The 25,812-nt window shown below is 61.6% G+C and carries 25 protein-coding genes and 2 pseudogenes; 13 read left to right on the top strand and 14 right to left on the bottom strand.

The window, feature by feature from the left end; all coding sequences use genetic code 11:
* The first annotated feature begins 25 nt into the window (after positions 1-25).
* Complete coding sequence (locus M1L53_RS33560) at positions 26-568, top strand: copper resistance CopC family protein (RefSeq protein ID WP_223304457.1); 543 nt, start codon at positions 26-28, stop codon at positions 566-568.
* Positions 569-610: 42 nt separating this feature from the next.
* Positions 611-1,546: a cytochrome c oxidase assembly protein gene (locus M1L53_RS33555; protein WP_054827426.1), complete on the top strand. Its 936-nt coding sequence runs from the start codon at positions 611-613 to the stop codon at positions 1,544-1,546.
* Positions 1,547-1,605: 59 nt separating this feature from the next.
* On the opposite strand, the gene M1L53_RS33550 is transcribed toward M1L53_RS33555, so the two are convergent.
* The 7 genes from M1L53_RS33550 to M1L53_RS33520 are packed head-to-tail and all read right to left on the bottom strand — an operon-like array spanning position 1,606 to position 8,517.
* Positions 1,606-2,349 carry a DUF305 domain-containing protein gene (locus tag M1L53_RS33550; protein ID WP_047270597.1) on the bottom strand — a complete coding sequence of 248 codons (744 nt, stop codon included), beginning with the start codon at positions 2,347-2,349 and terminating at the stop codon, positions 1,606-1,608.
* On the bottom strand, positions 2,342-3,142 hold the full coding sequence (locus M1L53_RS33545; RefSeq protein ID WP_047270598.1) for a DUF3105 domain-containing protein: 801 nt from the start codon (positions 3,140-3,142) through the stop codon (positions 2,342-2,344). The genes M1L53_RS33550 and M1L53_RS33545 overlap by 8 nt, the downstream gene beginning before the upstream one ends.
* A 60-nt stretch (positions 3,143-3,202) precedes the next feature.
* Entirely contained in the window at positions 3,203-4,804 is a 1,602-nt protein-coding gene (lnt, locus tag M1L53_RS33540) for an apolipoprotein N-acyltransferase (protein ID WP_054827437.1), read from the bottom strand.
* On the bottom strand, positions 4,801-6,432 hold the full coding sequence (locus tag M1L53_RS33535) for a cytochrome c biogenesis protein ResB (protein ID WP_054827427.1): 1,632 nt from the start codon (positions 6,430-6,432) through the stop codon (positions 4,801-4,803). Before M1L53_RS33535 ends, lnt begins: the two co-directional genes overlap by 4 nt.
* Positions 6,429-7,238, bottom strand: a complete 810-nt coding sequence (locus tag M1L53_RS33530; RefSeq protein WP_058228108.1) for a cytochrome c biogenesis CcdA family protein — start codon at positions 7,236-7,238, stop codon at positions 6,429-6,431. Before M1L53_RS33530 ends, M1L53_RS33535 begins: the two co-directional genes overlap by 4 nt.
* Positions 7,235-7,849, bottom strand: coding sequence for a TlpA disulfide reductase family protein (locus M1L53_RS33525; protein WP_047270604.1), 615 nt, complete (start codon positions 7,847-7,849; stop codon positions 7,235-7,237). The genes M1L53_RS33530 and M1L53_RS33525 overlap by 4 nt, the downstream gene beginning before the upstream one ends.
* Before the next feature lie 26 nt (positions 7,850-7,875).
* Positions 7,876-8,517: a TlpA disulfide reductase family protein gene (locus tag M1L53_RS33520; RefSeq protein WP_047270605.1), complete on the bottom strand. Its 642-nt coding sequence runs from the start codon at positions 8,515-8,517 to the stop codon at positions 7,876-7,878.
* Positions 8,518-8,747: 230 nt separating this feature from the next.
* Between M1L53_RS33520 and M1L53_RS33515 the strand changes: the two genes are divergently transcribed.
* Positions 8,748-9,011 carry a DUF4229 domain-containing protein gene (locus M1L53_RS33515; RefSeq protein ID WP_080961187.1) on the top strand — a complete coding sequence of 88 codons (264 nt, stop codon included), beginning with the start codon at positions 8,748-8,750 and terminating at the stop codon, positions 9,009-9,011.
* Between the two features lie 136 nt (positions 9,012-9,147).
* Here the strand turns inward: M1L53_RS33515 and M1L53_RS33510 are convergent, their stop codons facing one another.
* The 3 genes from M1L53_RS33510 to M1L53_RS34825 all read right to left on the bottom strand — a co-directional run bounded on the left by M1L53_RS33510 (position 9,148) and on the right by M1L53_RS34825 (position 9,864).
* Positions 9,148-9,456: a hypothetical protein gene (locus tag M1L53_RS33510; RefSeq protein WP_047270607.1), complete on the bottom strand. Its 309-nt coding sequence runs from the start codon at positions 9,454-9,456 to the stop codon at positions 9,148-9,150.
* Complete coding sequence (locus M1L53_RS34830; RefSeq protein ID WP_261949286.1) at positions 9,453-9,671, bottom strand: MerR family DNA-binding protein; 219 nt, start codon at positions 9,669-9,671, stop codon at positions 9,453-9,455. The genes M1L53_RS33510 and M1L53_RS34830 overlap by 4 nt, the downstream gene beginning before the upstream one ends.
* Positions 9,672-9,732: 61 nt before the next feature.
* Positions 9,733-9,864 (bottom strand): MerR family DNA-binding transcriptional regulator, encoded by a 132-nt coding sequence (locus tag M1L53_RS34825; RefSeq protein ID WP_223304459.1) that lies wholly within the window; start codon positions 9,862-9,864, stop codon positions 9,733-9,735.
* 201 nt (positions 9,865-10,065) lie between these two features.
* Here M1L53_RS34825 and M1L53_RS33500 point away from each other — a divergent pair.
* Positions 10,066-10,329, top strand: a pseudogene (locus M1L53_RS33500) (cytochrome b); the annotation flags it as partial.
* A gap of 63 nt (positions 10,330-10,392) precedes the next feature.
* On the opposite strand, the gene M1L53_RS33495 reads toward M1L53_RS33500, so the two are convergent.
* Entirely contained in the window at positions 10,393-12,015 is a 1,623-nt protein-coding gene (locus tag M1L53_RS33495) for an Nramp family divalent metal transporter (protein WP_047270656.1), read from the bottom strand.
* 43 nt (positions 12,016-12,058) lie between these two features.
* Entirely contained in the window at positions 12,059-13,402 is a 1,344-nt protein-coding gene (locus tag M1L53_RS33490; protein ID WP_047270613.1) for a magnesium transporter MgtE N-terminal domain-containing protein, read from the bottom strand.
* Positions 13,403-14,333: 931 nt separating this feature from the next.
* Here M1L53_RS33490 and ccsB point away from each other — a divergent pair.
* The 5 genes from ccsB (at position 14,334) to phoU (ending at position 18,768) form a co-directional block, all read left to right on the top strand.
* Positions 14,334-15,320: a c-type cytochrome biogenesis protein CcsB gene (gene ccsB, locus M1L53_RS33485; RefSeq protein ID WP_047270614.1), complete on the top strand. Its 987-nt coding sequence runs from the start codon at positions 14,334-14,336 to the stop codon at positions 15,318-15,320.
* A 270-nt stretch (positions 15,321-15,590) separates the two neighbouring features.
* Complete coding sequence (locus M1L53_RS34975) at positions 15,591-15,860, top strand: WhiB family transcriptional regulator (RefSeq protein ID WP_052959928.1); 270 nt, start codon at positions 15,591-15,593, stop codon at positions 15,858-15,860.
* A complete protein-coding gene (locus M1L53_RS33480) occupies positions 15,857-16,186 on the top strand; it encodes a hypothetical protein (protein WP_054827429.1) in 330 nt (109 codons plus the stop codon). The genes M1L53_RS34975 and M1L53_RS33480 overlap by 4 nt, the downstream gene beginning before the upstream one ends.
* 1,506 nt (positions 16,187-17,692) lie before the next feature.
* A complete protein-coding gene (locus tag M1L53_RS33475) occupies positions 17,693-17,869 on the top strand; it encodes an ANTAR domain-containing protein (protein ID WP_232354283.1) in 177 nt (58 codons plus the stop codon).
* Positions 17,870-18,102: 233 nt separating this feature from the next.
* A complete protein-coding gene (phoU, locus tag M1L53_RS33470; protein WP_047270619.1) occupies positions 18,103-18,768 on the top strand; it encodes a phosphate signaling complex protein PhoU in 666 nt (221 codons plus the stop codon).
* A 272-nt stretch (positions 18,769-19,040) separates the two neighbouring features.
* On the opposite strand, the gene M1L53_RS33465 is transcribed toward phoU, so the two are convergent.
* Positions 19,041-19,208 carry a hypothetical protein gene (locus M1L53_RS33465; RefSeq protein ID WP_155419211.1) on the bottom strand — a complete coding sequence of 56 codons (168 nt, stop codon included), beginning with the start codon at positions 19,206-19,208 and terminating at the stop codon, positions 19,041-19,043.
* 195 nt (positions 19,209-19,403) lie between these two features.
* Positions 19,404-21,419 carry a heavy metal translocating P-type ATPase gene (locus M1L53_RS33460; protein ID WP_047270622.1) on the bottom strand — a complete coding sequence of 672 codons (2,016 nt, stop codon included), beginning with the start codon at positions 21,417-21,419 and terminating at the stop codon, positions 19,404-19,406.
* Between the two features lie 101 nt (positions 21,420-21,520).
* On the opposite strand from M1L53_RS33460, the gene M1L53_RS33455 reads away from it, so the two are divergent.
* The 4 genes and pseudogenes from M1L53_RS33455 to M1L53_RS33440 all read left to right on the top strand — a co-directional run.
* The gene (locus M1L53_RS33455; RefSeq protein ID WP_047270658.1) at positions 21,521-21,883 is read left to right on the top strand and encodes a helix-turn-helix transcriptional regulator; all 363 of its coding nucleotides are present in this window, start codon (positions 21,521-21,523) and stop codon (positions 21,881-21,883) included.
* A gap of 250 nt (positions 21,884-22,133) precedes the next feature.
* Positions 22,134-22,985 carry a hypothetical protein gene (locus M1L53_RS33450; protein WP_052959930.1) on the top strand — a complete coding sequence of 284 codons (852 nt, stop codon included), beginning with the start codon at positions 22,134-22,136 and terminating at the stop codon, positions 22,983-22,985.
* Positions 22,986-23,240: 255 nt separating this feature from the next.
* Complete coding sequence (locus M1L53_RS33445; protein WP_081377629.1) at positions 23,241-24,863, top strand: NlpC/P60 family protein; 1,623 nt, start codon at positions 23,241-23,243, stop codon at positions 24,861-24,863.
* A gap of 132 nt (positions 24,864-24,995) precedes the next feature.
* Positions 24,996-25,684: pseudogene (locus M1L53_RS33440) on the top strand (cbb3-type cytochrome c oxidase subunit I); the annotation flags it as partial.
* Positions 25,685-25,812 lie beyond the last annotated feature (128 nt).

Genomic DNA, 25,812 nt, shown 5'->3' with positions numbered 1-25,812 from the left:
GGAGGAACAGATTTTGAGGCGTGCAATGGTTGTGCTGCTGGTGGCTGCGGGGTGTGCGCTCATAAGCGCAGGCACCGCGCAAGCACACAGTGCACTGGTCGGATCGACTCCATCCGCCGACGCAGTTCTCGACACTGCGCCGAGTTCGGTGGAATTGGTTTTCAATCAGGAGATTCAGACGAGTTTCGCGAACGTGACCGTCAGTGCGGCCGACGGGACGCAGGTCGGAGCCGGGGAGCCGTCGGTGCAGGGAGAGCGCGTTTCTCTCGTGACGACCGGTCAGATGTCGTCTGGCACTTACACCGTTGGTTACCGGGTGATCTCTGAGGACGGACACCCGATCACGGGGTCGTACTCCTTCACCTTGAACGCGGCGAAGAACAATGCGGCGCCGCTTCCCGGAGGTGCAACACCTCCGGCAACTGTTGCGCCGTCGGCGGCGACCGCCGATGCCGACTCCGACGACGGATCCCCACTGTTGTTGCCGATTCTCGGTGGCGCAGTGGCAATCCTGTTCGTGATCGGGATGGTCATCGTTCTCCGCGGAGACAAGCGCTCGAAGCGCTGAGATGTTACAACACAGTACGAGCGGGGAGGGACCACGTAGGTGATGGACTGGATACGTTTACCCGAGGCCGTGCCTTCGTTCGGAGCAATGGTGGGGTGGGCGCCGCAGCCGCTCCCGGTCCTACCACTGATCGGAGTCCTACTGGCAGCGTGGTATGGCTGGGGTGTCTACCGGGTGACGTCTTCCGGTCGGGTGTGGCCGTGGACGAGGACGGCCAGCTTCCTCTTCGGCTGTATATTGCTGATCCTGGTCACGGGGCTCGCCGTCGAGGGCTACGGGTACGAACTCTTCAGTATCTGGATGTTCCAGCATTTGACCTTGTCGATGGCGATTCCACCACTGCTCGTTCTCGGCAGCCCAGGTCTTCTCCTGCTGCGCTCCACCCCTCACACAGGGTGGGGAATTCCGATCCTCAAGCTGGCATTGACGGCACTCAGAAGCCGGACGGCGAAGATTCTGCTACACCCCGGCGTCACGATTCCACTGTTCCTGTTCAGCTACTACGGCATCTACCTCTCGCCGGTATTCGACCTGGTGGCGTCGTCCTGGGTCGGTCACACAGGCCTGGAGCTCTTCTTCCTGGCCACTGGAGTGTTGTTCATCGTTCCGGTGCTCTCATCTGGGCCGTTGCCCGTCAAGCAAAGCAACCTGGGTCGATGTTTCGACCTCTTCGTCGAAATGCCTCTCCATGTTTTCATCGGCGTGATCCTGATGATGGCAACCTCGCCACTCCTGAGTACCTTCACCAATCCGCCGGCGTCCTGGAACGTCGATCTGATGGCCGATCAACAAATGGCGGGGGCTTTGGCATGGTCGTACGGAGAACCCGTCGCGTTGATCATCATGGTGGTTTTCGCGATGAGGTGGAATCGCGACGAGACCCGCACCAACGCCGCCGTCGACAAAAAGGCCGCCAGGGACGGTGACGTCGACCTCGAGGCCTACAACGAATTCCTCAAAACCCTTCCCCGTCGATGACTGCTCTCGGCATCTCGATGATCGGGTTCGGCGGATGCGACGGTGTGTGAGATGAGTGGTCAGTTCATCGGGATCGGTTGGGCACCTCTCACTGCGAGCAGTTCTCGCAATGCGGTCGATTCGGCCTGCTGTGTAGCGGCGATCTGTCGAGCAAGATTTGTCACGACGGGGAGATCGGCATTGTCAGCGGCGTATTGGGCCATCGGAATTCCCCCTTGATGGTGGCGCAACAGTAATTGCAAATAGCGAATCTCAAATGCCGGTCCGGTCAGGGTGCGTAGTTCCGCGAGTTCGGCGGGAGAAGCCATTCCCGGCATCGCGACTGATTCAGTTACGCCGGAATCACTTTGTCCGGTGCTCATGCCGGGCATCGAGTGATTCATCGCCGAGGAAGTTGAGGGCATCCACTCCATATACTCGCCCGTGCTCCGGGCGGGTCGATCCCAGATGGACAGCCACCCCTGCATCATTCCTATCTGACTTTGCTGAGTAGTGACGACGTCGTACGCGAGCGTACGGATAGCGGGGTCGGCAGTGTTCACCAATGCGAGGGACGACATCTCGACCGCTTGCCCGTGGTGAACCGACATGTCCTGCGCGAAGCCGACCTCCACTGCGCCGACGGCTGGGACCCCCTGCGAGGTGTTCTCGATCCGCCCCTTTGCCCACAGGCCGATGATGATTCCGATCAACAGAGCGATGACAATACCGACCACCAACACTGCGGCCGGCGTGGCATGGCGTTTGCCCGATGAATCGGATACCGACTCGGATTGAATCGATACCGCCTCGTGTTCAACCATTTTCGCGACTCCTCGTGATCGCCGGCGCAGGTGGGGTCGTTGCTGCGGGAAGACCAGTGGCTGACTGCTCCGACGCTGCGGGAATCGCGTCAGGGCCTGGCGGAGATGCGTCGAAGGGGAAAGGAGCGTTCGGGTCGAATCCTCCCGGGACCGTTGCACAGCTGGCACCGGCCTCTGGATGGGTGTTCGGGTTCTGTTTGAGGGCGGTGATGAATTTTGCGATACGGGGGTCGTCGACGCTGTCGACTTTGAGTTGGTGCCCCCACGACTGAATCGAAACGGGGGAATCGATGCCAGGGAACGGTGACATCAGGGAATACGGCTTACCGTTGACTTGGGAGGTAAGGGCGTCGACGTCGGACGGATTCAACGAGTCGGGGTTGTAGGCAATCCAGACCGCACCGTGCTCGAGTGAATGCACCGCATTCTCAGTGCGTATCGGCTCCGGGTAGACGATGCCTGTGCATGTCGCCCAGTACTGATCGTGCGCTCCTCCCAAGGGGGGAGTTTGATCGTATGCAACGCGCTGAGGCGCTTGAATATGATTGCCGGCCGCGTATTCGATTTCGGTTACCCCTTCGATGGACAGCGAGGGGTCCGGGTTGTCCGCGCTCGGAGCGTATTTTTGTGCTTCGGTCCTCTCGATGGCCTTGGGCACCATGTTGTAGGCGATGACCGAGACCAGGCCGGCGATAATCAGGACTGCGATCGATATCGACCACGGAAAACTTCGGCCACCGGGCACCCCACCGCCGCGGGGGCGGGGTGTGTTCTTCTTGCGGTTCTTCGACATTGGTGGACTCGTTCCCTTGCGCGCTGGCACCGACACTGAATTACTATCAATCATAGTAATTCATGGTTTCGTTCTTCTGCCGAGACAGAAGCGGTACGCGCCCCCGAAGAGAGATGCGGCAGCGAGAGAAAGGACGATCACCGCCAGGGCGATCTCGGGAACCGCGCCCAGACGTGTTGCCGGTGTGAGATCGGAACGCAGGGCGATCTCGTCGGTCAATGCCTGTGCTGTGAAGATCTCGCTCTGTTGGCGTACCTCTCCCGTCGGCGTGATGATCGCACTGACACCGCTGGTCGCGGCGATCAACACAGTGCGACCGTGCTCGACTGCCCGCACCCGCGACATGGCCAATTGCTGAAAGGTCATCTCCGTCCGGCCGAAGGTCGCATTGTTGGTGGGAACCGCGATGACGGTGGCTCCCGCCTGGACCGACTCGGTCACCAGATCGTCGAAGGCCACCTCGTAACACGTGGCAACAGCTACCTGAACTCCGTTGAGGTCGACGACACCGTTCCCATTCCCGGCAACGAAATTGCCCGCAGAATCGGCGTACGACGACACTGCACGAATGATCGGTCGGAGCGGCAGGTACTCCCCGAACGGCACGAGTTGTCGTTTGATGTGTTGCTGGCCAGGGCCATCCGTGGGATCCCACACCATGACACTGTTGATCGATGTGCTCGCTTCACCTACGAGAACCGTACCGACCAGGATTGGTGCCCCGATCGAACGGGCTGCTCGGTCCAGTCGCTCTGCCGCATCCCGATTCACCAAAGGATCTATATCCGAAGCATTTTCGGGCCAGATAACAAGCCGTGGCCGGGCTGCGCGACCCGCCGCGACATCGGCAGCGAGCTGCTCGGTGCGGGCAACATGATTATCGAGCACCGCTCGGCGTTGGGCGTTGAAATCGAGGCCGAGTCGCGGCACGTTGCCCTGAACGACGGCAGCAGTGACGACCTCGTCAGGGGCGGCACCGGGAGAACTTGTCACCAATGCACTCACAAAGATGAGGACGACGGCAACGCCACCCTTCGCCAATGCTTGCCATCGAACACGGGAGGGTCCGGCCAGTGACCAGGCGATGAGAGTTCCGGTCAGTGCAGTCACGAAGGAAAGACCTGGCGCCCCTGCGATCGAAGCCAACGGCAGCAGCGGACTGTCCGCCTGCCCGAAGGCCAAACGCCCCCACGGGAAACCGCCGAACGGAATTCGGCTACGAAGTGCTTCGGCGGTGACCCATGCACCCGCAATCCACACCGGGGAAAGGGGAGCGCGACCGACGGCCACTGCCAGTACGCCGAACACGCCGAACGCGAGCGCTTCAATCGCCGCCAACGCCAACCAAGGCGTTGCACCGACATACGCTCCGACCCACGGCAGCAAGGGAACGAAGAATCCCAGTCCCGCGGCATAGCCGAATCCGAAACCCGCACGGAGACTGCGACCCTGGAGAACGGCGGTCAGCAGGGCGATGGCGACAGGGGCCAGAAACCACAGCGTGCGCGGCGGAAAACTGAGAAATAGCAGCCACCCAGCGCCCACCGAAAGCGCGAGACGCAAAGCGTTCCCACCGTAAAGCCGTTTGGGGCGACCACTCTTCAGGCATGCATCGAGTTCACCGTCGGCAGTGAGTGCACGTTCGGACGAAGGGACCCTCACAGGCCCGCTCCCGTAGAAGGAGAACTGTGCTGGTCCGTCCACAATTTCTCACAAAGATCGTCGAATTCGCCGCCCCACCCTGCATGATCGGTCCTCGCGAGGCCTCCGAGTTCGAGATCGACCTGCTCCGGTGCTGCCCCCGGGCGTAAACGGATCCACACGCGCCGCCTCCTGATCACGAGCGAGGTCAGAAGTCCGAGCATCATCGTGATCGCAAAGACGAGAACCCACTGTTGCGCAGGGTCGTACGACACCTGTAGATTGGCGAATTCCTTGGCCCCGTCGAACCGAACCTGTGTTCCGTCAGAGAGAGTCCGCGTCTCTCCCGGTCGAAGGTTCACACGATCTTGTTTGACCAGCCTTCCTTGGTTGATCATCTCCGTATTCAACGAGAAGATCGATTGCGGAATGCCGGTATCCAGACCCGTATCGCCCTTGTAGATGTCGATCGCGACCGCAGGATCACGTGCGTCGGGAAACGACGAAGTCAGGAGCGTCCCACTGAAGGCCGCGGTCGGCGCGAAGAGTCCCTCGATGGCAATCTGATTCTTCCGGCGCTCGTTCGGATCGGGGAACGAACCGCCGGGTGGATCGAAACGCAACGCCCCACTGCTGAGAAACGTCACCGCGTCGTCCGGTTGAAACTGCATTGTCTCGGTACGGGACTGGCCATCGGGGAAAGTGACGGTGAACTGCGGCGCGTACCCGTGGCCGGTCAGATAGACGCGGGCGCCATCGGTACGCAACGGTTCGTTGACTCGAAGACGGTAGTCCTTCCACGTATTGGTCGCGATGTCCTGCCCGCTCTGGTATGAGATGTTGGAGGTGAACATTTCGGCCTGACCAGTATCGAGATAGTCCGCGGAAAAATCGTTGACCTTGATGCAGAACGGTGCGAGACCAGTTCCGTCAGTTGCACTTCCAGCGCGAAATGAGTCGTACACAGCGGGTGAGGTGTTGCAGAATCCAGGACCACCGTCGGCAATGACGATGACCGAACCCTCGTACCCCACCAGCTTGCCGATGGCGACGGTGACGAGCAACCCGATCAACGAGAAGTGGAAAACCAGATTCCCGGCCTCGCGCAGATATCCCTTCTCCGCCGAAACCGATACTCCGGAATCATTTTCGGGATTGACTGCGATGCGCCAACCCTTGAGAGACCGGCGCACTCTCGTCAAGGCCTCGTCGTGAGAGATATCTACCTCGCCGCGGAAATGGTGCGGCAACCGGGACAGATTCCGAGGTGCCCGCACAGGCTGGCTCCTGAGTGCGCCGAGATGCGCCCGCAAGCGTGGAAACAGGCAGCCGATGAGAGAGAGAAACAGGAGAACGTAGATTGCGGTGAACCAGAAACTGGAAAAGACGTCGAACAACTCCAGCTTGTCGAACAGTGGGCCAAGGGTTGGTTGGGCCGCAATGTACTGGGACACTTTCTGCACGTTGAGATTTCGCTGAGGCAGCATTGCTCCGGGGAGTGCTGCCAGCGCCAAGAGGAACAGGAGCACGAGCGCGGTACTCATCGACGTCAATCTGCGCCAGTACTGGCGCAGCATTCGAATGCTTTCTCGGATAATCAGTCTCGGGAGGCGACGGATGCGAGCTCCCGTGGGGACACTCTCTGTCATATCGGCAACACGACCGAACTGACAAACTCGTTGCGCAACCAGCCGATGAACACGCCCCACACACCGGTGACCAGTGCCAGACCGACAGCGACGAGCATTATTCCGCCGACGATCTGAATCGTTCGTGAATGGCGTTTGAGCCATCCGACGCCTCGGAGCGCTTTCACCGACCCGAACGCCAGCACGATAAACGGTAATCCAAGTCCTAGACAGTAGGCGACGATCAGCAGCACCCCGCGCGCTGCCGTCGTGCCTTGAGTTCCGGCCGCCACCGAAAGAACCCCTGCGAGAGTGGGGCCGAGACATGGTGTCCAGCCCAACGCGAACACGCCCCCCAACAAAGGTGCGCCGGCAAGGGAGGAGATTCGTCGCGGCGCGAATCGTGCGTCTTTCTGCAGGGCAGGAATAAGGCCGATGAAGGTCAACCCCATCACGATGGTGATCACCCCGCCCACCCGTTGGAGCAGGTCTTCGTTGATGCGCAGGGTGCTGATCACGCCGAATACCGATGCGGTGGCGAAAACGAACACCACCGTGAATCCCGCGACGAACATCGTTGCCGCGCCTGTCACCCGCCATCTGCCTGCTGCGGGTCTCGTGGTCGCGTCTTCAGGGGTCACCGCCGGAGAATCAGCTCCGGAAATGCCGGCTAGATACGACAGGTATCCGGGAACCAGTGGCACCACGCACGGTGAGGCGAAAGAGACCAGACCGGCCAAAACGCACGCCGCTACGGCGAGCAGCAACGGACCGCTCGAGGCGGCGGTCTGGAAGCTGGACCCGATGCCTTGGGCAAAGTCGTTCACCGTTCGGCCGCCACACGCTCGATGACAGGCTGTAGATCCTCAGTGAGAAGTGCACGAAGGAACACTGCGGCGACGCGATGCTGACGATCCAACACCAACGTGGAGGGAATCACGCTCGTCGGATAGTTTCCGCCGAGCGCTATCAAGGTCCTCATCGACGGGTCGTAGATCGAGGGGTAGCTCACGTTGTTGTCGACGACGAAGTCCTGAGCTTTGTCACGTTGAGGATCTCGAACATTGATCCCGAGAAACTGAACGCCGAGGTCTTTGGTTGCTTCGTAGGCGCGTTCGAGATCGTCGGCCTCGGAGCGGCATGGGGCGCACCATTGTCCCCACAGATTGATCACGACGATCTGATCTGCGTAGTCAGTCAGTGAGATATCGTTACCGTCGGTCATAAGGTCAGGCCCGGCCAATGCGCCGATTCTATTTCGCGACTCGGGTGGGTCGTACAAGATATCGGTTTGCCCCCCAGGCGAGACGAAATCGAAGTTCGCACCCGAAGCGACCGCGTCGGTACCGCTCGCGCACCCACTTGCGGCGACGACCACCGCGGTGAGGATAGCAATGAGTGAGAGGGGATGGGCATGCGCTCGGGGGGTGCGGTGCATCCGTTGTCGCGTGGGTGTGGGGACTGTCATTTCATCAACTCACTTACGGCGGAGCGTATTTGGTCCGTGTTTTCGAAAACCATGGGGGCTGTGACCTGGTCGACGGACCCGTCACGTTGGACGAGGAAGCTCAGCGGCAGAACTGGCGGCGCCGACAGTGCAATTCCGACGTCGTCGATGGCGGCGAACGAGGGATAGCGCACGCCGGCGTCCGTGAGAAGTGCTAGTGCTGCTGACATGTCGTCCTGGACATTGACGCCGACCACACGGATGGCGCCGGGGCTGCCTGCGTAATCGTTCAGAACCGGGATCTCCGATCGACACGGCCCACACCACGAAGCCCAGAGATTGATCAAGGTGGGTTCCCCGGACAGCGCTGCGCCGAGGTCGACTTCAGTGCTCTCGCCAAGACACGTCGCTTTGATTCCCCGGAGTTTTCCGTTCACGGGCGGTGCCGCCGGGGCCGCAGGGCAGGAAACCTTCGCTGCTGCGGTCGCAGATGTGAAGCTCGGGTCGAGAGCTTCGCCGTCGTCTTGGGATGCGGCCGGGGGCATTTGCGGTCGGGTTGGGGAGTGGGATTCGGTTGGTTCGGATCGAGGCCAGATTGCCACGACAAGGAGGGCGATCACGGCCAAGAAGAACATGAGCCATCGCGACCGTGCCTGCATACACTTCCTCCAAGTATGGTGCGGCGAATCGGGGAACAACACTGAACTACTATTGTGCATAGTAGCTATATTGGTTCTTCCACCGGCCCTCGCTCAGCAGCGGCAGGGGCCCGAGTCCAACTATTGAATCGAGCACTGTGAAACGTCAATCCGCCCCGGAGGGTCGTCCCAGCTCGTCGGCCCGCCCCGAAATTCCAGCACTGGATTCACATCAAGGGCCGCCGACGCGAATGACACGAATCGCACGGTCGAAGCTTGTGCGATTGATGGTGTACTACACCGCAGCTCGACTCGCCCTGATCGCTGGGCTCGCAGTGATCGTCATGGGAATCAACGCCGTATTCGACCTCGAAATCCCCGGCGCTTTGTCACTGTTCGGGGCCTTGCTGCTCGGATTCGCCATCTCTGCGATCGCATTCCGATCGTTGCGACGCCGGATCAACGACGAGGTGATGGTCGTAGATGAGAGGCGTCGCGCGTCGCGCACCGCGTGAAGAAGTTTCCCGCGGCCACGCCGGCATAGATGAAGCCTCCTTCATCCCCCGGTGTCACCCGGGAAGGGGCTAGGTCGCGGCGATCGCTGCTGCCGAAGCCGAATTCGGAGCAGCAGTCAACGACTGTCCACGTTGGTCAATCCATTCCGAATGCTCTCCTCAGCGCCGACACAGTAGGAGCGCCGTCGACAGCGCCCGCGGCATCGCGATAGAGCCTGCAGGACACGCTCGGGATCTGATTTGACTCGGCTAAGGGATCGTGGCCGTCGACGAGCAACGTCGGAGACCCGGCCATACCCGCGAGTGCTGCTGATTGGGAATCCTCGATGACCAGGTGGCGCAGTTCCCATTCGATCGATACACCCGCGAGAGCTTGCTCGATTCGTTGTTCGAGGAGCGGCACGTTGGGGCAGTCCAGGACTTGCAAAATTTCGAGTTGAATCATGGTGTTCCTTCGTCGGTGTGCAATGTCTGGAGCATGGGGCAGTGCCGGTCAGCTCGCGGTAGTACACAGGTGGAAGCGAATTCGGTCAATGAGGCCCGCATGCATTGCAGATCTCGGATCTTTTCGTCGAGCTCGGCGATCTTCTTCTGGGCGAGTCTCCGCGCTGCGTCGCAATCGTCCGGTCCGCCACCGTAGAGGTGGAGAAGTTCGTTGATCTCCTCGAGGCTGAAGCCGTGTTCCTGGGTGCGTTTGACGAACCGGATAATCTCGACCGCCTCATCCCGGATATGAGCGGTATCCCGAGGCGGATCGTGGAGGCTGCTGCAGGAGTCCGCGCCGTTCGTAGTACCGCAACGTCTGCACATTCACCCGTGAGGGTGGCCAGTTCACTGCTACGCATGTTGCCATTGTGAACCCTGTACCCGGCTACGGAGTCAAGTTGTTCTGCCCGGCGGCAGGACATCGTCGACGGTGACCACGCCGACGACTGGGATTGTCGCGAGTTTATAGTCGGCCATCAGTACCACGACCACGACGAGGAAGCGCAGCATCCGAACCCGCGAGCCCTGCGATCGGTGCTGAATCTCCGACTACCACCGCACGCAGGCAAACCTGCTGCAGCGTCCGCGGGACGTTCCGGTCCGCACCGCGATCGGCGCGATGGTCATCGCGTTCTACCTGGTCTGACGATCCCCTGCGTCAACGACATCATTGCGTACAAGTTCAACATCTCGCTGAACGCGATGATGTGGATCGGCCGAATCGGCATGGTGCTGCTGCCCCCCGATCGCGTTCTTCGTCACCTACCGGTTCTGCCTGGGTCTGCGGCGCAGCGACCGTGAGGTTCTCGAGCACGGCATCGAGACCGGCATCCCGCGTGGTGGTGACTCCCGAGCTGCTGGTACTCGCACTCTCATTTGGCTGCGGCTCGGCATCCTATCGGCTGCCGAGTTGAATAGCCTTGACCACGAGAAGTATCGCGCCGATGACGAGGTAGCCCCGCAAGGCCAGCATGCCCAGTTTCGTTCCGGAGGACCACACGACCGGTTCGAGCAGCGTCAGCGGCGGCATCCGCCACTGCATCTTTGCCTCTCGCCCGACGTCAGGGGGCAGAGCGGTGACTACGCCGCGGCGCCGGTCGAGCCACCGCACGCCAACTGTTGCGACGATGCCAGCGACGACCAACGCTATCCCTAGGTATATTGAGGCGGTCACCACGTTGAGGTCGGGAAAAACGGTGGTGGCCATGAGGATTCCCGAGAGCATCAGCAGGACCGCGACGATCAGCCCGGCGACGAGGTTGAGCCAGCGCGGATTAATCCAGGGTCCGAGTACTTGCCGGTCGTTGCACAGCAGCAACAGGAACACGCTCGCGCTGGGCAGGAGCAGTCCGGCAAGAGCCTGCACGGCGGTAGTGATCAGTCCAAGCGGTGCGCCGGGGATCAGCACGATCCCCGCGGCAAGGAGGACCATGGCACCGTATGAGAGGTAGAAGGGTTTGGCCTCCTTGAACCCTCGGTGTAGCGAGTGGCTGATCCCGAACACGTCACCGAAGGCGTAGCTGGTCGACAGAGTGACCGCAGCGGCACCGATGATCGAGGCGTCGAGAAGCACGATCGCGAAGATCGGGCCGAGGACGGAACCATTCGCGCTGAGTAGGCGCGCGATGTCGCCGGCGTCCACGAATTCTCCGACACTGCCAGTTGAGCGGGCGGCGTAGTCGGCGGTCATCATCAATGCCGCTGCGCCGGCGACGACGACCAGCGCCCCGAGGACGGTGTCGGCTCGTTCGTAGCTGATGAACCGCGGGGTGATCCGTTTGTCGATGATGTTGGACTGTTGGAAGAACAGTTGCCACGGCGCGACAGTGGTGCCGACGATTGCGATAATCAACAACACCGCGTCCGAGGTGATCCCGCCTCGGACGCCCGGAATCGCGAAGTCTCGGGCAGCGCGACCCCAGTCTGGGTGTGAGAGCAGCAGCATCGGGATCTGTACCGCCGTGACGGCGATGAAGACGAACATCGCACGTTCCCAGCGGCGGAAGCTGCCGGTGGCCATGATCGCGATCAACGCGACCGCAGCGGTCGGCACGACGATGTACCGTGAGACGCCGAAGTAGCTGGCGGCCAGTGAAACTCCGATGAACTCGGCGACGATGGTCAGGAAGTTCAATACGAACAGATCGCCGACCGAGAACCAGCCCCACCCGCGGCCGAAGCGCTCGTTTATCAGCCGGGCATGCCCCACCCCGGTCACCGCCCCGAGTCGGACAACCATCTCCTGGTTGACGATCAGCACTGGAATCAACAATAGCAACACCCAAAGCAGCGAGTACCCGTAGTTCTGGCCGGCCTGCGCGTAGGTGGCAACACCGCCGGCGTCGTTGTCACCGACCATGACGATGAGGCCAGGCCCGACGATCGCCAACATGGTCAGCATCCGAGCCTTGAAAGTGCGGCGAGATTCCTTGTCGGACAAACTGATTCTTCCGAGCGCCCCCTCGATGTCGCCGAGGTGCGCGGAATCGAGGACTGCGGACGGTCGCGGTTCAGGCATACCGACAGGCGTATGTGCCGGGGTGGCGTCGGTGATCTCGGGTTCAGCCACGGTCATCACCGCCTGGATCTGTGGAGGTGGTGTTGGTCGTAGGGTGGTCGGTGGCGCGCTCGACGATGGGCCTCGGTGCAGGTTCTCGCCGTCGCCAGTCGTCGGGGATGGAGGCCTCGAGGACATCGTCGACGGTGACCACGCCGACGACGTGGTCGGCATCGTCGACGACTGGGATCGTCGCGAGGTTATAGTCGGCCATCAGCACCGCCACCTCGGTTAGGTCCGCCACGGGGGTCACGCGCACAGGGTCGGTGTCCATGATGTCGACGATCGGGGTCACCGACTCCGATTGCAGCAGCCGGATGACCGACGCCACCCCGATCAGCCGGCCGGCGTCGGTGAGCACGTGCACCTTCAGCAGAGCCTCGGGCTGCATGGACCGTGCTGCTGAGATTGCCGACAGGGCCTGCGCCGCAGTGGCGGTGGCGGCGCAGGAGATGACGTCGACGCTCATCAGGCCGCCGGCGCTGGACGAATTGAACCCCATTAGTGTGATCACCTTCGTGCGTTGGCCGGCCGGCATCAGATCGAGCACTCGTCGACGGCGGGACTGTCGTAACTCTGCGACTGCGTCGGCGGCGTCGTCTGCGCGCATGAGACCAAGCACACCGGCCACCTCGACGTCGCTCATGTCGGCGAGCAGCTTGTTGGCCTTGCCCGGGTCGAGCTCTTCGAAAACGTCCGCCTCAAGCTCGGGGTCGGTGTGGACGCGGTCAAGGATTTCCCCACCCTCGCGCTTGTCTGCGCCCTCGAGCAGATCTGCAATCTGCGCCGGTTTAAGGGTGCCGACTCGCCCGCCGACCCGCCGCACTACCATGCTGTGTTTGTGGCCGATCAAGGGTTCGAACGCTTTCCAATCCCGACTGGCGTGTCCTCCATGGGATTTGATTAAGCCGAAGAACCGGGCCGGGCGGCGAGTGTCGAGCCGTGCGAGTACCCACCCGTGACCGGGGTTCTCGAGTTCGATGTCGTAGGCGTGCACCAGCTCCGCGGCCGGGACGTCGATCAGCCGATGGCCAAGGACGTCGGAACGCAGCAGTACCTCGCCCTCGCGGCGCTCGAACCCGCGCAGGTCCACCTTGTTCTGCGCCAGCATCACCCGGTCCCCGTCGAGGTGCTCGATCCGTTCGACAGAAACGTACACTCGCCGACCACCGACATTGACTACCAGCCCGGATACCGTCGGGTAGGTGTCCACGCCGAGCAATCGCACGATCAGATCGTCTAGGGCGCCGACGATGTCCCCATTCCGTGCGATCACTGGTCGCTTCAGTAGCTGTGAGAGATGGATCACCGGATGCGTGGGGGCTCCGTCGGTCGCTGACTCGGTCATCGGCACTCCTCGCGTCGGTGGGTGGTGGGACGAGCCACGCAGGATGCGCACACTCGCGCGACGGCTATTGATGTCCGATTGAAAGGTCGGTGGACGGACAAGCGTGGCCTAAGTTCGGCGCGGCTCGGTCAGTTGCGACTCAGTTCGCCGGTGACGACGCATCTGCATGGTTGAAACTCGCGACCAAAACTTCAAGCACGCCACCTTCTCGCTTCGCGGACAAGCCTTCCCGCTCCGGTATTGTTACATGCGCACCTATGCATGTAAAGTCCGGTTTGGGAGCCGTTTGGGGCGACTCTCAAGCTCGGCGACTTCTGGCGTAGCGGTTCGGGTTGTGAGGTTGTCGGAGCAGAGGCTCAATGCGGATGCACGGTCGACCCCGCCTTTGGTGAGCGTATTCATACATCCGCCCATCTATCGCGCACGTGGTCCAGTGCACCTAGAAGCGTTGCCGTGAGCGCGAAGTCGCGTCCCCGGAGGGTCGGTCAGCAGATCAATGCGTCAACGTGTTCGCTCGGTGACATGGCAATGTTCGTTGCGTCAGCGAGCCCTTGCGCCCTGAGGGGTTTGGCATATCACTCAGCGCCGCGGAACGCGGTATCCGACGGCAGCCTCATTTTCCGGGTGACTCCCCGTTGAGCCACACAACATTGACTACTATCGGGCATAGTAGTCAATATGTGCCCTCGCCGACCTCTACGGGCATGCTGATCTGAACGGACGACTGATCGAAACCGCAGTGCGCCGAGGTCGGGCAATGACGCGTACGGCGGGTCCGGCGCATCCCAGACGGAATTGTAGGTTGTGCGATTCTGCCAAGTCTGCGGCACGGATTAATGGACCACGAATGACGTACGAGTAGTAGAAACTCGCTGGACGGGTGCGGCCGCATCTGATCTGAGAACCCGGATGGCTCAGGAGAGGACCCACCGTGCCCATCAACCAAACCATTGCCAGGCTGAGTGACCTGTCGTTCCAGTCGGCCTTCGCCGTGTATCTGTTAGCCCTCGTGTTGCTGATCTGGCACTACGCCGCGACACGCACCGACCACGTCCACCGGTTCGAGTTGGGGAGCAGGAAGCTTGTGGCGGCAGGGGGAGTCTCGGCGCCGTCGCCGGAAGTGCCCGGACGGATCGTTTCGGCTCCGCCGAAGCCAGTGCCCGAGCGTCTCGGCAACATGGGTGCCGCGGTTCTCGTCGTGGGCTTGGGACTGCACCTTGTGTCGATCGTGTTGCGTGGCTTCGCAACCGGACGTTTCCCGTTGGGCAACATGTACGAGTTCGTCACCATGGCCACCGCGGCCGCAACGGCGACTGGCATCGTGTTTCTGCGTGGGCAGACATACCGCGCGATGTGGGTTTTTCTTCTGGCGCCGGTCCTAATCCTGATGTTCGTTGCGGCAACCCTGCTCTACGCCGACGCAGCGCCTGTCGTTCCGGCTCTGCAGTCCTACTGGCTTCCGATCCATGTCACAATCGTCAGCATCGGCAGCGGCGTCTTCCTGGTTTCCGGCGTGGCCAGCCTCGCGTTCCTACTACGGATCCGACAGCCCGCCGGCGCGGAGCGCCGCGGGCCTGTAGGTTCGATGGCTCGTCGTTTGCCCGACGCCCAGACACTCGACCGGTTGGCCTACAGAACCGTCATCGTCGGCTTCCCTCTCTTTGGTATCGGAGTCATCCTCGGCGCGATCTGGGCGGAGGCAGCCTGGGGTCGGTTCTGGGGGTGGGATCCCAAAGAGACGATGTCGTTTATCGCCTGGGTGATTTACGCCGCCTACCTCCACGCCCGAGCGACCGCAGGTTGGCGCGAGACCAAAGCCGCTTGGATAAACATCGCAGGATTCGTCTCGATGCTGTTCAATCTGTTCATCATCAACATGGTCGTGTCCGGATTGCACTCCTACGCCGGTCTGAGCTGAGCGATTCGTGATCGAATTGAAGCTCGACGGGCACGTCCACGGTGGCGTTCGAAGCGAAGACAACGTATGAGTGCCCAAAGAATGATCTTCGTAGGCTACGTCGCGGGGCGCGACTGGTGCGTTCGAGGCGGCGGGGGGTTCCTTCGTGTCTTGCCTTCCTGCTGCTTGTTTGAATGCAGTCACGGGTTTGGTTATAGGTTATTCGGGTGAGGGCGTGACGGAAGGCGAGGTTCGAGTGCCGGTGGAGGGTGGTCTTACTGCTGGAAGCCGGTGGGATTCGCCGACTCGGCGGATTTGTCAGAACTGCCCCTGCTCGGTAGTTGTCGCGAGTATGCCCTGGGTGCTGGTGAGCCGTACGGAACCTGGGGTGGCATGACCGAAGCCGATCGAAAGCTGGGATCATCCTTTGACCCCGTCGGAGACAGGTGTGTAATTGTCCCGTGGGTCAACCGCAAATCCACGTTGCGAAGTCCGCTCGGCCGGGGAATGGTCTTCGAGATTCTCTTGCGGCGCCGCTGTATCAAGGAGGCGATTCGATGACGAATGACGAGGCGCCTCTGTCGGTTTACCGAATGACGGGCGATGACCTGGTCGCGGAGTACCAATACTTGTACGACAGGTTTGATCGCCACACCCCGAATCAAAAGGCGCGGTTCTACTATGTGAACGGGGAAATGAAAGCTCGTGGGCTCGAACATGGCATGCCAACTCCCGCTGCGCGCGATCACGACGATGCCTGGGATGGAGAGATCCGAGATTCGCGTGTTACGCGAATAACTGCACTGCATGGCTTCCCGGTCGATTTTACGGTGTCGAATCGGTGCGCAATACACACTCATCAAGGGCCTGGGATCAACGAGCACTGAGGCGGTCGCTGAAACCACTCACGCCCGCGGACTCAGGCGTTTGACGGATCACGGTGATGCTCCCTCTTCGGGTGTGGTGTCATCAGGTTCTCCTGACTGTATTGCGTAGAGGTTCGGCTTGCACTGGACTGCTTTTCGGCGGCTAGCGCACAGATAATCGAAGTTACAGATTGGAAAACTTGCGCTGCAGGCGTAGCACCGACCGTCTTGACTTTGCGACACGGCGAAAAATGCTGTGGTGGCATGGAGTTCGCTTTCGGACTGATCTCGTGAGGTCCTCCGTGCCGTTCGTGGTTCTCTGGCCGAGATCGACGAGTGAGAGCGAGCTTTCGGTGCAACTGCGAGATTGGGCCGTGCATCATTGCAGGACCATATGTGCTCTACCCAACCGATGGGGCGCTGACGCCGGGAGGGCAGTCTCGACGACCATACAAGGCAGAGGACCGATGAGACCGGTAGATGCCGGCGCCCGCTCCCGGACGTGTACGACTAGGCCGTACGCTTCGCGGGCGGTCGAGGTGAGGTTTGTCCTGTTTGCCGTGGTGCTTTGCCCCACTCTCCTCATTTCGGAAAATGCTGCCATGCACTCGCGAGTGAAACGCGACGCGATCGCACGGGTACGTGCTGAGCACACGTCGACACCATCAATCCATGTCTGCCACCATGGGGGTCGCGTAGACGAGTGTGTGTTCTAGGCGTTGCCCCCGGCCAGGCGTTGCGGCAAGATCGAAGGTTCCTAGGCGCTGTCCGGGGTGAAATTCTTCTGTACCCATGTTTTCGGCGGCCGAGCGAGGGTATGTGTTTTCGCCAGTTGGGGGGACACAGTTCCACCGTGGTTCACCAGGTCAGGGTGAGACGTCCGACCTGATGGGCCGTGCGGCCCGGTGTCAGGGTCGACGGGCGCGCAGTCAGAGGCGGCCCACCGAATTTTCGGCCTGCGCGACATCGCGTTCGGTGGGCCGAGTGCAACGCCACGTCGGGATGGTGCTGCATTGATCGACTGTAGCGAAAGCATTGTCTGCGTTCGACTCCTGACGTTTCCGCTCGGACAGATCCGCCCTGTGAAGATGCAGTCCGCGAAGGTGGGTGTGGTGGCGTAGCGGAGAGTATTGGGGGAGGGGTGATGTCGGAGGTGCTGGGCGTATTCGGGTGATGCGCCGGGTCCGCTTTCTTGCTGTTGAAGTTCGGTGTTGATGCGGCGGGCTTCCGCGAGTTGGTCTTCGAGGAAGATAATGCCTCACGCCTCGTAGAGGGCGGTGCCGGCGGCGACCAGTTTGGGCCGTTCAGTAGTAGACATCGCATCGTCGACACAAATGGTGTGACGAGATCGGTGAATCGTGGTGGGCGACAGCATCCTCGGCGGCAACGACGAAGTAATCGGTAGTGCCGGTCTTTACATAGACGTCACCGAAACGCTCGACCGCATGGGTCAGGGAGTCGGTCGACGAGTTGGTCGATGAGATCAGTAGCTCCCGTGGAGCGATCGAGCAGGCCAAAGTGATGCTGATGATCGTGTACGGAATTTCCGCGGAGCGGGCCTTCGACATTCTCATCTGGCGCTTGGAGCAGAAGAACGTCAAACTCCGCCAGGTGTCCGAGCAGTTGAGCGCCCGTGTTCGCGCAGACTTCGCTCTACTCGGTGGGTTGCGTTCGCAATTCGATCAGCTGCTGCTCGGTTTGTGACCGATGACAGACTGAATCGCGTTGTGGTCGGCACCTGCGGCTGACTGCTTAACCACAGGCACCTCGCCGACAGCACCCATTACGGCTGTCGGCTTCAATCCATTTCTACCCGTCACCGGCGGGCACAGAAACGGTATTGCCCGGACGGAGGCCGAGAAGAGGCGCAATGGACCCGATGCCCCGGATCGAACTGAAGACGAAACAACCGCTGGGTACACATCTAGGGTGATGAGATGCGCACACATTTCGCCGACAGCCTCGACGACCTCTCGTGTGGCCTGGCGTCGATGTGCGGGCTCACCGTGACAGCGATGTCGGAGGCAACGGCAGCCCTCCTCGATGCCGACCTTCGCACCGCCGAGCGAGTACTCGACGCGAACACCGACCTCGAGCGGGCCGCCTCCGACTGGGAACACAAGTCATTCTCACTTCTCGCCTTACAAGCCCCTGTGGCACATGACCTCCGATTTACCGTTGGCGGTTTGCACATCGCCGCAAGTCTGCAACGTATGGGCGCACTGGCCGTCCACATCGCCAAGATCGCGCGCCTGCGCCACCCGACGTCGGCCGTACCGCCCGAAGCGCGGGCAGTCGTAGCGGACATGGGAAGGACAGCAGTGGCTCGGGCGACCGAAACCCAGGTAATACTGCGGCACGTCGATTCTGCTCACGCGCAAGAGCTTGTGGCCGCCGACACGGTCATGGACGAACTGCACCGGCGCCTGTTCACCGTCACCCAAGCCCAACAATGGCCGCACGGAGTGCAAGCTGCTGTCGACATCACCCTGCTCGGACGGTTCTACGAACGATTCTGCGACCACACTGTGGAAATCGGACGACGCATCATCTTCCTCGAAACCGGTCGACTCCCCGCCCGACCCGACGCGCTCCTTCCGTAGGTTGAAGCTTGCCGGGATGTCAGGAGGGGAGATGACGCATTCCGGCCCCGATGTGGAAGCCGGCTGTCTGGTCAGTCGGAAGACGTGGACAGTGTGATGAGATCCGATTTGGTGTTGCGTTGGGAGTTCGATTCTCGCGCCCGACCTTGGCTGCACGACGTCGCCTCTCCCGAGGAAGGATCTTGACCCCACGTCCGTGGTCCCGCTCGTGGTTGCGAGATGAGATGCAGCACGAGTGTATCGGCGGTGAGCATGGTTGATGCCGTGCCGGGCTACTGTGCGGCGTTCTCCGAATTGAGTCGACTGATCTCCGCGCGCATGCGTCGCATCGGTCGGTCAACTCGGCTCTTTCTCTCGTTGCCCGCGGTCATCAGTCCAATTATGGCGGCCATTCCTGCTGGAATTCCGAGAACTACGACGAGGAACGGCGCCAAGCTCATGGAGTTCTCCTATGCTCGGATCGAGCGGTCTGGGACAGTGTCGATCAACAACCTACTATCGTCAATAGTAGATTGCTCATGGCGGGTGGTCCATTGACGGCGTCCCGCGGCAAAACTCGCGGGTTCCCTTCGCCACTACGTAGCGCGCAGGCAATCGAAGGCGGACGACCTTTGCTTGGGAGATGTACCTCTTCTCTAGATGGATCGAGCCCGGCGCCACCCGAGGTTGCCTGTCTCGTAGCGCCACGCGCGTTGGGAAAGTAGTCGCATTCCGTTGAGTCCGACGATGACGGTGGAGCCTTCGTGTCCGGCGACGCCGAGGGGTAACGGTAAGTGCCCGAACAGGTCCCACAGGACGAGGGTGGTGATGAAGGTGGCGGCGATCGCGAGGTTGGCGATCACGATGCGCCGGGCACGGCGTGAGAGGGCGATCACGCGCGCGATGGTGGCGAGTTCGTCACGGACGATGACGGCGTCGGCGGTGTCGAGTGCGAGGTCGGATCCGGCGCGGCCCATGGCGATGCCGGTGTGCGCGGCGGCGAGTGCGGGGGCGTCGTTGACACCGTCACCGACCAGTAGCACTTTCGCGCCGCTGCGTTCGAGGTCGGCGACGGCGGTGACCTTGTCCTCGGGGAGGAGTCCGGCTCGCATGTCGGTGATCCCGACCTGTGCGGCGAGCGCAGCGGCGGCGCGGGGATTGTCGCCGGTCAGTAGAACCGGAGTGTGTCCGGTGAGGGTGGTCAGTTCGTCGACGACGTCGCGGGCGCCGTCGCGGAGTTGATCGGCCAGTCCGAGTACTCCGATCGGTGCGGCGTCGACAATCACCACGATCGCGGTCTTTCCGCCGGCTTCCATTTCGGCGGCCGCAGACATCGCTTGCGCCGTGGCACGGTCCGCGATCGCGGCCGACGCCGCTGGAAGCAGGTGTGCGGGGCTGCCGACCTGAATCCGGCGACCGTTCAGGCGTGCTCGCACTCCCCGGCCGGGGGCGGAGTCGAACTCTTCGACAGGGGGCACCTGCAACCCGCGTTGGCGGGCAGCGGCGACGACCGCGTCAGCGAGCGGGTGCTCACTGGGATGCTCGGCCGCGGCGGCGAACGTGAGCAGCTCGTCGGCGGCGAGGTTCGCCCCGCTCATCGGCCGGATGTCCGTCAGGGCCGGGGACCCCTTGGTGAGGGTTCCGGTTTTGTCGAATGCGACGGTGGTGACCGAACCGAGCTGCTCCATCACGACGGCGGATTTGACCAACACGCCGTTGCGGCCGGCGTTGGCCATCGCCGCCAGTAGCGGCGGCATCGTGGCCAGCACGACTGCGCACGGGGAGGCGACGATCATGAACGTCATCGCTCGCAGCAGCGACGGTTGCAGGGCGCCGCCGAGCGCGAACGGGATGAAGAACACTGCGAGGGTCGCGGCCACGACTCCGACCGAGTAGTACTGCTCGACCTTCTCGATGAACAGCTGCGACTTCGCTTTGGTGGCGGACGCTTCTTCGACCATCGCCACGATCCGCGCGACGACCGTCTCCGATGCCGCGTGATCGATCCGGATTCGCAGAGTGCCGGTCCCGTTGAGGGTTCCGGCGAACACCTCGTCATCGCGATGTTTTGCCACTGGTAGGGGTTCTCCTGTGATCGAGGCCTGATCGACATCGCTGCTTCCGGAGATGATCCGGCCGTCGCCGCCGATCCGCTCGCCCGGCCGGACGACGATCACATCACCTGCCGTCAACGACGCCGCATCCACCATGGTTTCGTGCCCGTCAGGGCCGATGACGGTGGCACGTTCGGGAGCAAGATCGAGCAGGCTGCGCACCGAGTCGGCGGTGCGCTGGGTCAGGAATGCTTCCAACGCGCCGGAGGTGGCGAAGATGACGATCAGCAGGCCGCCGTCGAGGACCTGGCCGATCGCCGCGGCGCCGATCGCGGCGACGATCATGAGCAGGTCGACGTCGAGGGTTTTCTCTCGAAGCGCCTGCAAGCCCGCCAGTGCGGGCTCCCACCCGCCGGTGACGTAGCAGCCCAGATACAGCGTCCACCACAGCCAGGTCGGGGCACCGCCGAACTGAGCGGCAAGCCCGAGGACGAACAGCCCGGTCGCGATGGCTGCCCACCGCACTTCCGGGAGTGCGAACGGCCGGGTGCGGACGGCGGTTGCGGCCCGGGGCGCCGCGGGCTCGGTGTGTGGATCGCTGCGTACAGGGGTGGTCATGGCACGGCTTCCGGCTGGGGGCAGGGGGGTAGGAACGAACGCCACGATACAGGAAAACATGAAGACCTCTTCATGTAATCATGATGGGTAAGATGCTTCACATGGGTCACGGAGTCGAAGGCACGTCCACACCGCCCGCGCAGCTCGATGCGGAGTCGGCCGCGACGGTGGCTGCCACGTTGCAGGCGTTGGCGACGCCGAGTCGACTGCGGATGTTGACTCGGCTGCGGCACGGGGCGTGTTCTGTGGGTGACCTGGTGGAGGCGGTGGGGATGGAGCAGTCCGCTGTCTCGCATCAACTGCGACTGCTGCGTGCGATGGGGTTGGTGACGGGGACGCGGCAGGGCCGCAACGTCGTGTACAGCCTGTACGACAATCATGTGGCGATGCTTCTCGACGAAGCGGTCTATCACATCGAACATCTCGGGCTCGGAATCGCCGACGACCCGATCCCTGCCCTGTAAAGAGCTCACCCCATATGTGGCCAATCGACGCCGGAGTCCCTCGGCGGCGCGTCCGACGACCAGGTGATCAGTGCGTGCGGCGACACACTCGCTGAAGCTCATGCTGCAGTGGTGTTACCAACCTCGATCTACTCGCTGGGGCGAGATGAATGTGTTGATCAATCGGCAATCTCCTGATCGGGCTACCCTTCATTTCGACCCCTGACATCTCCTCCCTTGGTCGGTGGAACAAAGAAAGCGATCCAACCCGATGGATATTCGCAGTCTGCCTCGGTACATGACGGTGGCGGCTGTGGTCGCCGCCGCCGTGACATCACTCACGGCCTGCACGAACAGCGGTACCGATAGTGCGGAGCCTTCCCTTCAGTCATCGTCGAGCAAGGCCGGCGAACCCTCGGCAGTGATGAATGGGCTCGAGTCCAGCACCTCCGATATGGCGCTGATTACTGATGATTCGATGATTCCCGCCGGTCAAGCCACGACGTGGAGATTCCGAATCGACGATTCAGGGGGTGGCGCGGTAACCGAGTACGAGGCAGAGCAAGGCCAGCTCATGCATCTGTATTTCATTCGGGATGACTCGACGAGATTCGCGCATCTGCATCCGATCATGGCTGGCGACGGCACGTGGAGCGCCCCGATCTCAGGCCTCGTACCCGGGAGATACCGCGTATACGCCCAGTTTAGGGCTCTTAGCGGGAAAACCTCTGAAACGCAGGTGCTTTCGCAGCTGGTCACAGTTCCTGGGGAGGGGACTCCGGAAAGGCTTCCACACGCCATGCCGTCGACCTCGGTCGACGGCTACACGCTCACGGTCGCGGGGAAACTCACACCCGGCCAGTCGGGAGAGCTCACGGTGGACATTGCCGGAGGCGACGAGCAGGGATCCGACGTGCAGCGCTACGAGGGCGCCTATGTCCATGTCACTGCAATCCATGCACAGACTCTCGCCTTTGCTGATCTGACGCCACTGGACAGCGATCAGCGAGGTCCGGAATTCGATGTACCTGCGAAACTCTCGAAATCCGGCGACTGGCGACTGTTCATCGAGTTCCAGACAGGAGGCCAGTTGCACACCGCGGCGATCACCATCGCTCTGTAACGAACCTTCAGCAGGCGCAATGACAATCGGGATGTGCCCGCCGGCGCCTCGTGCGTGCACCCGACATTCCTGAGCAAGGCGGGGTGGCGATTCCACGCAGCGGGTGCGAACGGTCCCGAGGTCAGGAGCATTGCCGTTCTGGTCCAATCCGGTACGACAGCACGGTTAGCCGATCTGTGGTGCGCGAGGGAAACATGTGACGCTTTTTGTCATATGGGGCAGTTGATGATGTTTATCTACTATTGTCCTTAGTACATGGGTGTCGAGCGCAGTTTGAGTCGTCGAGGACGAGGGGTGTTTGTGAGGCAACGGAATCGACTCACGCATGCTCGCACGAGAGTCGCTCACGCCGTCCTTGGTCTGGCTCTCGCCGGATCGATCGTCGCAACCACTCCCGGTATCGCGATGGCGGTTCCGCCGCCGCCACCGAATCCGAGCGATACCGAGTTGCAACAGGCAGACTCACGCGTGGATCAAACTCTGGGCCGTATCGGCGATCTGATCAACGACGTTGCGTCGGCGAATGCGCAACTCGCTGAGATCGCCGCCCAGGTTGCGATCAAGCGGGAGGACGTGAACAAGGCGTTGGTGGACCTTCAGTCATCCCGTGATGTCGCGGTGGCCGCCACTGCTGCTGGGGCAGCTGCACGCACCGACATGGGAGTGGCTGGGCAGGCAATCGAGGTGGCGCAACAGCAGTTCGACGATTTCGTTGCCGCCAGCTACAGACAAGGCAGCACCGCCGGCTCGCTGACCGTCTTCCTCGGAAGCGACAGCCCCGACGATCTCTTGGCCAAAGCTGACCTGGTGCGGATGATTACGAAGAAGCACAACGCGGTCATGGACGAGCTTCAGCGCGCACGAACGGCGCGATCGAACACGGAGTCTGTGGCACGGGCGGCCCAGGCGACCGCCGACGCTGCTGCAGCCAGAGCAGAAGACAACAAAGCCCTCGCAATGGAAGCAATCCAGCGCGTGACGGATGCGCAGAAGTCGGCAACAGAGCAACAGGCAGTGGTCATGAAGGAGCGCGATTCCGCGCAAATCGAGTTGGAGGCAGCGAGAAACAGCGCGACGGGATTGCAGAACCAGCGTCAGGTCTACGACCAGTGGGATACTCAGCGCAGAGCAGAGGAAGCAGCTACCGCTGCGGCGATCGCCGCAGCGCAGCAAGCAGCATCGGAAGCTGCGACCCGGGTTGCTGCGGATCAAATTGCACGTGATCGCGCCGCGGACATTGCCAGCAGACAGCGTCCGCATACCCAGATCAGCGATGATTCCTCGGAGACGAAGGTGCCGTCGGTGACGACTACGCCGTCACCGTCTGCTGCTTCTACAAGGGCTCCCACGTCGGTGACGGCTACGCCGTCACCGCCTGCTTCTCCAACCAAGGCTCCGTCGGTTACGACGGAGCCCGGAGGTGGCGTGAGTGACGACGGTCAGAATTCGGTCACCGGTGACGGTGCCATCGAAACTGTCATCGACCGGGCAATGTCGCAACTCGGTGTCCGCTATTCGTGGGGAGGCGGAGACGCAAACGGGCCGACCGTCGGAATTCGTGACGGCGGAGTCGCGGACACTTTCGGTGATTTCGAAAATGCAGGCTTCGACTGTTCCGGAATCATGATCTATGCGTTTGCTGGTGTGGGAATCTCACTTCCGCACTACTCCGGGTACCAGTACACCGCGGGAAGGCAGGTTCCAGCCTCTCAGATGAAGCGAGGGGATCTGATCTTCTACGGGCCCAACGCAAGTCAGCACGAGGCGCTCTACCTTGGCAACAATCAGATGCTTGAATCCCCGCAGTCCGGCGATGTGGTCAAGGTTTCCCCGGTGCGTTGGGACGGCATGGTGCCCAATGTGACCAGGCTTCTCTAGCTCTTCTCCGTCGGCGGTACGGTTGGCTTCAGAGGTCGGCGAAAATCGTTGCGTACGTCTGTCTCCATAAGAGTTTCGCCGGGCGTGCGCGCGGACATGTGGGGATCGTGGGGTTGGCGTTATCGGGATTGGTGGAAGGGGCAATTGACTTTCGAGTCGCCGATGCTGTTCTCGATCAGTTTCTTGATCACCTTCTTAGTCGATGGTCTTTCGGAGGTGCTTCTGGCCAGACCACCGTTCGATTTTCAGGTCACCGACAGTTACTTCGGCGTGGCACATTTTCACTACGTGGTCTTCGGTACGGTTGTGTTCACCACGTACGCGCGGATCTACTTCTGGTTCCCTAAGATGACTGGCCGAGTGATGGATGAGTGGCTGGGCAAATGGCATTTCTAAGCGGCGTTCGCGGATTCCACATGACCTTCCTCGTGCAGCACTGGCTCGGCGTCGAGGGGATGCCGCGCCGCTAAGCGGATTACCTACCTTTGGACGACTTTGCGGTACTGAACTCCATCTCGACCGTAGAGTCCTTCGTCTTGGGTGCATTCACCATTCACCTTGCCGTTCATCTGGAACGTCTTCAGGAGCTACAGATTTGGTGAAGTCGTCACGGTCGACGATCCGTGGGGCAATGGCAATTCTCTCGAGTGGGCGACCAGCTGTCCGCCGCCACGCCACAACTTCACCGAGCCCCTATCCGCTCCGAGTGTCCGGCGTTCGAGATGCACCACCCACACATGGTGGAACGGATTCGGGCTGAAGCTCACACCGGAAGGTTCCATCCCACAACGAGCACACTGGCGGGAAACGGATCCGAGTGAGCCGTGTCGTCCGCAAACTACGTGTACGCAATATATGTCGCACGTATGACGGGAAGAAGTGAGGACACGAAGTCGCCATGAGTTCGTTCCCAATTTCGGTGATGACTGTGCCGGCGACGGATGAGACT

Source organism: Rhodococcus sp. T9N, assembly GCF_024436645.1.
Classification (GTDB): Bacteria; Actinomycetota; Actinomycetes; order Mycobacteriales; family Mycobacteriaceae; genus Rhodococcus_F; species Rhodococcus_F qingshengii.
Note: the sequence above shows the minus strand (reverse complement) of the source record. Positions and strands in the feature narration are given on the sequence as shown.